The 9,037-nt window shown below is 68.8% G+C and carries 11 protein-coding genes and 1 pseudogene; 8 read left to right on the forward strand and 4 right to left on the reverse strand.

The window, feature by feature from the left end:
- Positions 1–144 precede the first annotated feature (144 nt).
- Both AB0N89_RS40580 and AB0N89_RS40585 read right to left on the reverse strand, forming a co-directional pair.
- The gene (locus tag AB0N89_RS40580; protein ID WP_364216944.1) at positions 145–600 is read right to left on the reverse strand and encodes a PTS glucose transporter subunit IIA; all 456 of its coding nucleotides are present in this window, start codon (positions 598–600) and stop codon (positions 145–147) included.
- Positions 597–842: pseudogene (locus tag AB0N89_RS40585) on the reverse strand (PTS glucose/sucrose transporter subunit IIB); the annotation flags it as partial. The pseudogene AB0N89_RS40585 and the gene AB0N89_RS40580, both read right to left, overlap by 4 nt.
- 225 nt (positions 843–1,067) lie before the next feature.
- Between AB0N89_RS40585 and AB0N89_RS40590 the strand changes: the two are divergent.
- From AB0N89_RS40590 to AB0N89_RS40605, 4 genes are read left to right on the forward strand one after another with little or no spacing between them, the layout of a single operon-like run.
- Positions 1,068–1,856 carry a GntR family transcriptional regulator gene (locus AB0N89_RS40590; RefSeq protein ID WP_191254040.1) on the forward strand — a complete coding sequence of 263 codons (789 nt, stop codon included), beginning with the start codon at positions 1,068–1,070 and terminating at the stop codon, positions 1,854–1,856.
- Positions 1,853–3,112, forward strand: coding sequence for a PTS transporter subunit EIIC (locus AB0N89_RS40595; RefSeq protein WP_364216947.1), 1,260 nt, complete (start codon positions 1,853–1,855; stop codon positions 3,110–3,112). Before AB0N89_RS40590 ends, AB0N89_RS40595 begins: the two co-directional genes overlap by 4 nt.
- Positions 3,113–3,153: 41 nt before the next feature.
- Positions 3,154–3,420: an HPr family phosphocarrier protein gene (locus AB0N89_RS40600; protein ID WP_364216950.1), complete on the forward strand. Its 267-nt coding sequence runs from the start codon at positions 3,154–3,156 to the stop codon at positions 3,418–3,420.
- A gap of 59 nt (positions 3,421–3,479) precedes the next feature.
- A complete protein-coding gene (locus AB0N89_RS40605) occupies positions 3,480–4,304 on the forward strand; it encodes a serine hydrolase domain-containing protein (RefSeq protein ID WP_364216953.1) in 825 nt (274 codons plus the stop codon).
- Here the strand turns inward: AB0N89_RS40605 and AB0N89_RS40610 are convergent.
- Complete coding sequence (locus tag AB0N89_RS40610; protein ID WP_364216956.1) at positions 4,294–5,235, reverse strand: D-2-hydroxyacid dehydrogenase family protein; 942 nt, start codon at positions 5,233–5,235, stop codon at positions 4,294–4,296. The two genes, AB0N89_RS40605 and AB0N89_RS40610, sit on opposite strands and share 11 nt — an antisense overlap.
- Before the next feature lie 59 nt (positions 5,236–5,294).
- Here AB0N89_RS40610 and AB0N89_RS40615 point away from each other — a divergent pair, with 59 nt between their 5' ends.
- Complete coding sequence (locus tag AB0N89_RS40615; RefSeq protein WP_364216959.1) at positions 5,295–5,630, forward strand: NIPSNAP family protein; 336 nt, start codon at positions 5,295–5,297, stop codon at positions 5,628–5,630.
- Positions 5,631–5,647: 17 nt separating this feature from the next.
- Positions 5,648–6,304, forward strand: a complete 657-nt coding sequence (locus AB0N89_RS40620; RefSeq protein ID WP_364216962.1) for a maleylpyruvate isomerase family mycothiol-dependent enzyme — start codon at positions 5,648–5,650, stop codon at positions 6,302–6,304.
- 3 nt (positions 6,305–6,307) lie between these two features.
- Here AB0N89_RS40620 and AB0N89_RS40625 read toward each other — a convergent pair whose 3' ends face one another.
- The gene (locus AB0N89_RS40625) at positions 6,308–7,507 is read right to left on the reverse strand and encodes an endonuclease/exonuclease/phosphatase family protein (protein ID WP_364216965.1); all 1,200 of its coding nucleotides are present in this window, start codon (positions 7,505–7,507) and stop codon (positions 6,308–6,310) included.
- 138 nt (positions 7,508–7,645) lie between these two features.
- Here AB0N89_RS40625 and AB0N89_RS40630 point away from each other — a divergent pair, with 138 nt between their 5' ends.
- Both AB0N89_RS40630 and AB0N89_RS40635 read left to right on the forward strand, forming a co-directional pair.
- Positions 7,646–8,068, forward strand: a complete 423-nt coding sequence (locus AB0N89_RS40630; RefSeq protein ID WP_364216968.1) for a hypothetical protein — start codon at positions 7,646–7,648, stop codon at positions 8,066–8,068.
- Between the two features lie 17 nt (positions 8,069–8,085).
- Positions 8,086–8,754 carry a TetR family transcriptional regulator gene (locus AB0N89_RS40635; RefSeq protein ID WP_364216971.1) on the forward strand — a complete coding sequence of 223 codons (669 nt, stop codon included), beginning with the start codon at positions 8,086–8,088 and terminating at the stop codon, positions 8,752–8,754.
- Positions 8,755–9,037 lie beyond the last annotated feature (283 nt).

Here is a 9,037-nt window from a genome sequence, read left to right on the forward strand (position 1 = left end):
CGGGCCGGGCGGAACTGCCGCTCCCCCCCACCGCGGTCACGGCCGCGAACGCGCAGGACGTCCCCGCCCGCCAAAGCACTTGCGGGGTCCCCTTAGGACGAAAAGCGTCCTAAGGGGACCCCTCATGACATTCAGCGCGAAAGTTCAGCTGTCCCAGGTGAAAATCGGGTCGCCCGCCTCGACGTCGCCGCCGGTGAGCAGTCCCGAAAGGACTTCGGCCTTCGCGTCCAGCGCCACCACGGGCACGATCGGCGAGTAGCCGGCGGCCTTGACCGCGTCCGGGTCCCAGCCGACGACCGGCTGCCCGGCACGGACGGCCTCACCCTTGACGACGTGGAGGGTGAACCCCTCGCCCTTCTGCTTCACCGTGTCGATCCCGAGGTGGACCAGCACCCCGCGGCCGTCCTCGGTGGCCACCACGAAGGCGTGCGGGTGCAGGGTCACGACGGTCCCGTCGACCGGCGCGACAGCGTCCTGACGCCCGCCCGAGGGCAGGACCGCGAGGCCGGGGCCGACCATCGCCTGCGCGAAGACCGGATCGGGCACTTCGGCCATAGCGGTCGTTTTGCCGCTTACCGGGCTCAGGATCTCCAAACTCACAGCAGATCCTCGATCTCACTGGCGATCGTGTCGGCCTCCGGCCCCACGATCACCTGGACACCGGCGCCCATGCGCACGACGCCCATCGCGCCTGCCGCCTTCAGCGCCGCCTCGTCGAGCAGGCCCATGTCTTCGAGCTCACAGCGCAGCCGGGTGATGCACCCCTCCACCTCGATGAGGTTCTCGGCACCGCCGAGCGCCGCGAGGATCTTTTCCGCCCTGTCATCCGCCATCGCGGTCTCCCTGTTCCCTGTCGGTTTCCCACATGCGAACCAGCTGTACTACGCCGTTCGCCGACTCGCACCCGATGCCTGGCCACGAACGCGTAACGGTGGTTGACACCCGCTCGTGCGACGGAGCATCCTGCCCCATCGGATCATTGGTCTAGACCGGAACGTACCAATCTTCCGGACCAGATGCGAGTACGGGTTACCCAAACCGACCGGCCCGAAAGGACGGTGACCGTCATGAGCGCTTCGGCGCAGGTGCCGCCGTCCGACCGTGTGATCAACGGACCGACGCCCAAGCACGCCCAGCTGCGGGAGATTCTGCGCCGCACGGTGGAGCGTGAGCTACCCCCCGGCTCGCCTATCCCGTCGGAACGTGACCTCGCCGAGACCTATCAGGTGTCCCGGCTCACGGTCCGCTCGGCGATCGGCAAGCTGGTCGAAGAGGGACTCCTGTCGCGCGTGCGCGGCAAGGGGACGTTCACCGCCGCGAGGCGGATGGAATTGCAGCTCTACCTGATGTCCTTCACCGAGGACATGCGCCGTCGCGGGATGACCCCGACCACGGAGGTCGTCAAGACCGCCACCGAGGTCCCGCCCGCCCCCTCGGCGCACGCCCTCGGCCTGACCGCCGGAACCCCGGCACACCGGCTGGTGCGGCTCCGCCGTGCCGACGGGGTGCCGCTCGCGGTCGAACGTGGCTGGTACCACGCGGGCCGGATGCCCGGTCTGCTCGACCTCGATCTCACCCGATCGTTGTACGTCCAGCTCGCCCAGTCGTACGACCTCCGCCCGGACCACGCGTGGCAGACGGTCTGGGCCGAATCCGCGGACCGCGAAACGGCACGCCTGCTCGGCATGCGCGCCGGCAGTCCGCTTCTTGTCTTCCGCCGGGTCTCCAGCGTCAACGGGGAACCGATCGAAGACATGACTTCCTGGTACCGGGGCGATCACTACCAGGTCACCATGCAGCTTGACCGGAACACCCCGGATTCCGGTCACCATCCTCACTACGGAGGTACCCGATGAGCTCCACCACCGCCGAGGGGGCGAAGAGCCAGGGCAAGGGACTTGCCGGGCTTCAGCGCTTCGGCCGCAGCCTCATGCTCCCGATCGCCGCTCTCCCCGCCGCCGCGCTCCTGAACAGGTTCGGTCAGCCCGACCTGCTCGGCAAGGACGGCCTCGGCTGGGACAAGGTCGCCGAGGTGCTCGGCGCGGCAGGCAACTCGCTGTTCAACTGGCTGCCGCTCCTGTTCGCGGTGGGTATCGCCGTCGGTTTCGCCCGGAAGAGCGACGGCGCGACCGGGCTGGCCGCCGTGGTCGGCTTCTTCGTGTTCACCAGCGTTCTCCAGGTCCTCGCGCCGTTCTCCGAGCTGCCGGGCTGGAACCCCGAGAAGCCCGCGGGCCTGATGCTCAACCCGCTGAAGTGGCCCTACAGTGTGCTGGCCGGCGTGATCGTCGGTCTCGTCACCGCGCTGCTGTGGCAGAAGTTCTATCGCATCAAGCTGCCGCCGTACCTGGCCTTCTTCGGTGGCCGCCGGTTCGTGCCGATCATCACCGCCCTGACGCTGATGATCCTCGCGGTGCCGCTGGGCCTGGTCTTCCACTGGGTCAACGAGGGCATCCAGGCCGCGGGCGAGGCGGTCACCGGCGCCCCGGTCGTCGGTGGCGGTATCTACGGCGTGCTCAACCGCCTGCTGATCCCGGTCGGTCTGCACCAGCTGCTGAACGTGCCGGTGTGGTTCATCTTCGACGGTGGTGACCTCACGAAGTTCTTCGAGGGCGACCCCACCCGCGGCACCTTCATGACCGGCTTCTTCCCGATCTTCATGTTCGCCATCCCCGCCGCGGCACTGGCGATCTGGCAGAGCGCCAAGCCCAGCCAGAAGAAGATCGTCGGCGGTGTGATGATCGCCGGCGCGCTGACCTCGTTCCTGACCGGTATCACCGAGCCGATCGAGTTCTCGTTCATGTTCGTCGCGTGGCCGCTGTACCTGATCCACGCGGTCCTGACCGGTACCTCGATGGCGCTGGTGAACGCGCTCGACATCCACCTCGGCTTCGGCTTCTCGGCCGGTGCGATCGACTTCGCGCTCAACGGCGGTCTGCCGGCGGCGAGCAGCAACGTCTGGCTGCTCATCCCGATCGGCCTGGCCTACGGGATCGTCTACTACGTGATCTTCCGCTTCGTGATCAAGAAGTGGAACCTGCGGACCCCGGGCCGCGAGGACGACGCGATCGAGGCCGATCTCGAAGCCACCGCGGCCAAGCCCGCCACGAAGTAAGCTCAGTTTCAAGAAAACCGAAGGCACGAAAGGGAAAGAACATGCCGGAGAAACGCGTCACCGTGGCCAGCAAGGTGGGCCTGCACGCCAGGCCCGCCGCGACGGTCGCCAAGGCGGCCGCGGCGCAGCCCGTCGCGGTGAACATCGCCAAGGCGGGCGGCGACCCGGTCGCGGCCGGCAGCGTGCTGAACCTGATGACGCTCGCCGCCGGCCACGGCGACGAGGTCATCATCAGTGCCGAGGGTGAAGGCGCCGAGGCGGCCGTCGAGGCCATCGCCGAGCTGGTGGCGACGGACCTCGACGCCTGATCCCGTCCCTGCGAAGCCCGGGCCGTCCCCGACCAGCCCGGGCTTCGTAGGGTGTAGGCATGGAGAGCGTGCGCGAGATCGAACAGTGGCCGGTGGACAACGCCGCCACGGCCGTGGTGACCGCCGCCGGTGACGTGCTGGGCACGCACGGCGACCCGGCGAAGGTGTACCGCCTGGCGTCGGTGAGCAAACCGCTCACGGCCTACGCCGCGCTGATCGCCATCGAAGAGGGCGTCGTCGAACTCGACACCCCCGCCGGGCCGGAGGGCTCCACGATCCGGCATCTGCTCGCGCACACCTCGGGCCTGGCGTTCAACGAGCACAAGCCGATGGCCGCGCCGGGCAACCGCCGCCTCTACTCCAACGCCGGATTCGAGCAGCTCGCCGACGCGCTCACCGAACATTCCGGGATCCCCTTCGCCGACTATCAGGCGGAGGCGCTCTTCCAGCCGCTGGGCATGAAGTCGACCAAGCTGACCGGGTCCCCCGCCTCGGGCGCGGAGTCCACTGTGGACGACCTGGTCGCGTTCGCCGCCGAACTGCAGGCCCCGAAACTCATCGCCGCCGAGACGGTGCGCGAGGCGACCTCCGTGGTCTTCCCCGGTCTTTCCGGTGTCCTGCCCGGCTTCGGCCACCAGAAGCCGAACGACTGGGGCCTCGGCTTCGAGATCCGCGACCACAAGAGTCCGCATTGGACCGGCTCGTCGAGCTCGCCGCGGACCTTCGGCCACTTCGGGCAGTCCGGCACGTTCCTCTGGGTCGATCCCGGCGCCGGTGCCGCCTGCGTCGCGCTCACCGACCGCGCTTTCGGCCCGTGGGCCGCCGAGGTGTGGCCGCCCTACACCGACGCCGTGCTCTCGGAGCTGCGCGGCCTCACTCCATGACGCGGACCGGCGAACCCGCCTGGAAGGCCGCGATGTCCTCGACCGCGTCGCGGTAGAAGATCCCGTAGGCCTCCCGGGTGACGTAGCCGATGTGCGGGGTGAGCACGACGTTGTCCAACGTCCGCAGGGGATGCCCGGACGGCAGCGGCTCGACGTCGTAGACGTCCAGCGCGGCGACCGCGATCTCCTTGCGGCGCAAGGAATCCACCAGGGCGGCCTCGTCCACGATCGGGCCGCGCGAGGTGTTGACCAGGATCGCGGTCGGCTTCATCGCGGCGAGTTCGGGCGCGCCGACCAGCCCCCGGCTGCGGTCGCTGAGCACCAGGTGGACCGACAGGACGTCCGCGCGGGCGAACAGTTCGTCCTTCGACACCGCCGTCACGCCGTGGGGATCGGCCTTCTCCCGGGTCAGGTTCTGGCTCCACGCGATGGTCTCCATGCCGAACGCCTGGCCGATCTTGGCCGCGCCGGCCCCGAGCCTGCCGAGGCCCAGCAGCCCGAGGGTCTTGCCGGACAGGATCGTGCCGACCGTCGTCTGCCAGCCGCCCTCGCGCATGTTCTTCGACTCCACCGGCACGTTCCGCGCGGCGGCGAGGATCAGCGCCCAGGTGTGCTCGGCGGCCGGGGCCGCGATGTACCCGGTGGAGGAGACGACCACGCCGTTGCGCCGGGCGGCGGCCACGTCGATCGCGGCGTTGCGGTGCCCGGTGCTCACCAGCAGTTCGAGCGCGGGCAGCCGGTCGAGCACCTCGGCGGGGAAGCGGGTGCGTTCGCGCATCGCGACCACGACCTCGAAGTCCCGCAAACGGGCCACCACGTCGGCGGGATCCTCGAACGGCTTCGTGAACACCTCGATCTCGGAGCCGAGGGAGTCCCAGTCGGCGTAGTCGAGGGAGACGTTCTGGTAGTCGTCAAGAATCGCGATCTTCATGGTCACCAGGCTAAAACAGGCTAGGGTCGAGCGCCGAAGACCATCCGAAGGAGACACCCGTGATCCTCGAGTTCCGGACCTACCGGCTGAAACCCGGGTCGACCGCCGATTTCCTCCTCGTGATGGGCGAGGAGTCCGTCCCTCTCCTGGAAAGTGCGGGACTGCGCGTCATCGATTACGGTCGTTCCTTGGTCGCCGAGGACGGTCGAGAAGAGGCCTACCTGATCCGCGCGTTCACCTCGCTGGAAGAGCACGAGCGCCAGGAACGCGAGTTCTACGGCAGCGAGGCTTGGCTGAAGGGGCCGCGCGAGGCCATCGTTTCGCGGATCGAGAGCTACCACACGATCGTCATCGAGACCTCCGAAGCCGCCGCCGAAGCATTCAGGCGGGCCTGACGAAAAGGACAGCGAGCATGGACGTGGACGAGGGCAAGATCCTGGCCTGGACCGAGGCCGAGCGGCTGAGCTTCGCGGACCTGCTCGAAGAGCTCGACGAGCAGGACTGGTCAGCGGCCACACTGTGTCCGAAGTGGACCGTCCACGAGCTCGCCGCGCATCTGGCGCTGTCCCCCAGGACCGGTCTCAAGGAGACCATCGTCGGCGCCATCAAGGCCAGGGGCGACTGGGACCGGATGACCGCCGACCAGGCGATCGAGCACGCCACCCGGCACTCCCCCGCCGAACTCGTCGCCCAGATCCGCGAGGACGCGGGGTCGGATCACCGCTCGCCCGGCGCCAAGCCGATCGACCCGCTCGCCGACGTCCTCATCCACGGCCAGGACGTCGTCCGCCCGCTGGGCCGCTCCCGGCCCATGCCGGAACAGCCGGCGATCGCGGCGCTCGAACACATCCTCGCGAGCCCGTTCTGGGGTGCGCGCAAACGCTGCAAGGGCGTGACGATGATCGCCACGGACGCCGACTGGTCCGGCGGTTCGGGCCCCGACGAGGTGCGGGGCCCGCTCGCCGACCTGCTCCTCGCGGCGACCGGCCGGGGCACCGCCCTCACCGCGCTCACCGGTCCCGGCACGAAGCGGATCGGCGCCCACTGCAACCCGCCGGTCGAGGTCTGAGGGCTACCAGCGCGGGACGAACACGTCGACCCGCACCAGGTGGTGGTCCGAGGCGTCGTTCAGGCGGGCCAGCGGCGAATCGGGCAGCGGCCAGAACACCTCGGCGCGCCAGGGGAACAGTCCCTTGGACGGCAGGACGTAGTCGATCCGCAGGTTCCCCGGCGCGTTGTCGTTGAAGTCGCCGGTGTCGAAGTAGGGGTCGCCCTTCTGGCCGATGTTGGCGCCGGCCTGGTCCTGAGCGGCCCGTACACCGCCTTCGCCGCCCGGCCGGGTCTCGATGACCCGCGGCGCGTTCAGGAGGCGTGAGATCGCGCCTGGGACGCTGTCGCCGTCGAGCGGGTCTGAGTTGTGGTCGCCGGCGATGACGAACTTCTCGCGGGCGCCGAGCCCGCCGCGGCGGCCGCGGTCGTCGTGGATGTAGCGGCCCTTGCCCGGGGTCACGTAGTCCGCCCAGAAACGGATCTCGTCGTTGTTGCGGGTGCCGTTGCGGTCTTCGGGACCGTCGAAGGTGGGCGGTGTCGGGTGCGCGGCCAGGAAGTGGACGGTCGAGCGGCCGACGCGGATCGGGACGTCCCAGTGGGACTTCGACGACAGGCGCAGCACGTCGAGCGCCCGCGGCGAGTACCAGTCGTTCGGCGCCGGGGTGGCCGGGTCGTCCGGGAGCAGCGCGCCGGGCATGTCCTTCCAGAGGAACTTCTGGAAGGTCCGCGCGCTCTGGGTGTCGATCGGGTACTTCGACAGCACGAGCATGCCGTACTGGCCCTCGAAGAGGCCGAAGCCGTGCGCGTCGTTGCCGCCGCCGACCTGGCCGTCGCGGTCGAGGTCGAAGCCGGTCGGCACGCCCGTGTTGGACGGCGCGGTGAAGGCGTACGGGTAGTCGATCGGCGCCGCGCCGTTCTGGCCGCGCTTCAGGTAGTTCTCGCGGAACAGGTCCGCGGCGCGGTTGTCCGGCACGTAGTCGAACTCGTTGATCAGCAGCACGTCCGGCCGGTTGCGCTGGATCACCTCGGCGACCTCGTTCGCCTGCGCGTTGCCCGGCTGCGACAGGTCGGTCACCAGCTGACCGGCGGCTCCGCGGTTGAGCGAAGCGTTGTACGTCGCGAAGCGGACGTTCTGTCCGACGGTGGCTTCCGCCGGGGCGGCGGCCAGCAGCGTCCCGGCCAGCAAGGCGCCCGAAGTGAGCACGGCGGCGAAGCGTTTCACGGTGATACCTCCCAGAGTCGGTGCGACCTTACGCACCGCCGTGACCGCGAGGGTGAGCTTCAGGTGAACAGCGTCTCTTGAACGCGTTCAAAATCTGGGCTACGGTTTCTCTTGAACACGTTCAAAATGGAGGTCCCCATGCAACCCGTAGTCGTGGCCTACGCGCTCTACCTGGCCATCACCGTCCCCTTGACCGTCCTGGTCGCCCGCACCCTGAGCAGGCACGGCAAGACGTTCCTCGAGGACGTCTTCCAGGACAAGCAGGCGCTGGCGCATTCGGTCAACCAACTGCTCGTCGTCGGGTTCTACCTGGTCAGCCTGGGTTTCGTGACCCTGTTCCTGACCAGCAACGACACCGTCCTCGACGCGCGCGACGTCTTCGAGATGGTGTCGGTCAAGGTCGGCACCGTGGCACTCGTGCTCGGCGTGATGCACGTCGGGAACGTGCTGGTGTTCAACGGCATCCGGCGCAAGCACCTCAACCACGTCACGCCGCGGCCCGTGCCGGCCCCGCAGCCCTACCCCGGCTACCCGGCTCCCGCTCCGCACCCGGCGCCTTGACCGGATAACGTGCAGTGGTGGCGAAGAGTGAGGAAACCAGGTCGCTGATCGTGGCGACCGCGTTGCGGCTGTTCGCGGAGAACGGCTACGACCGCACGACCATGCGGGCCATCGCCGGCGAGGCGGGCGTGTCGGTCGGGAACGCCTACTACTACTTCGCCTCGAAAGACCAGTTGATCCAGGGGTTCTACGACGAGATCGCCAAAGGGCACCTGGCGATGGCGCGCCAGGCGATCGAAGGTGAGCGGGACTTCAGCGAGCGGCTCAAGACGGTCCTGCTCACCTGGCTCGACGTCGCCGAGCCGTACCACCGCTTCGGCACCCAGCTCTTCGTGAACGCCGCCGACCCGGAATCGCCGCTGAGCCCGTTCAGCGAGGAGTCGACGCCCGCGCGGGAGGCCTCCGTCGGCCTCATGCGCGACGTCATCGCCGACTCCGACGCCAAACTCGACCCGGACCTGCGCGACGAACTGCCCGACCTGCTGTGGCTGTACCAGATGGGGGTCGTGCTGTTCTGGGTCCACGATCGTTCCGGCGGCCAGAAACGCAGCCGGGTGCTGGTGGAGCGGACGGTGCCGCTGATCGCCCGGCTGGTGGGGCTTTCGCGGCTGCGGGTGCTGCGGCCGGTCAGCCGGGAGATCGTCTCGCTGATCCGGGACCTCTCGAAGCGGGACGACGCCGCCTGATAACGCATTTCGTCCTCTGGTTGCATGCAAGTACATGAAGGCCGGTGTGCGAAGGTCGAGTTTCCTCGACTGAGCCGTGTGAAGGGTTCCTTCAGGCGCACCCGCTGTGGCGTGTGGGGTTTCTGTGGCGGCTGGGCGATCCGGCCGTCCGTGAAGGCCTCCTTGAGGGACTCTGGGTCCCTCAAGGTGGCCTTCACGGACCGGTGCCGGAGGTGTGAAGGTGCCGCGAAAGCACCACGTCGCATTTGCCGACGTCAGTACAAGCCGGCCGAGTAGGCGGCTG

The sequence above is a fragment of the Amycolatopsis sp. NPDC089917 genome (assembly GCF_040684635.1).
Lineage (GTDB): Bacteria > Actinomycetota > Actinomycetes > Mycobacteriales > Pseudonocardiaceae > Amycolatopsis.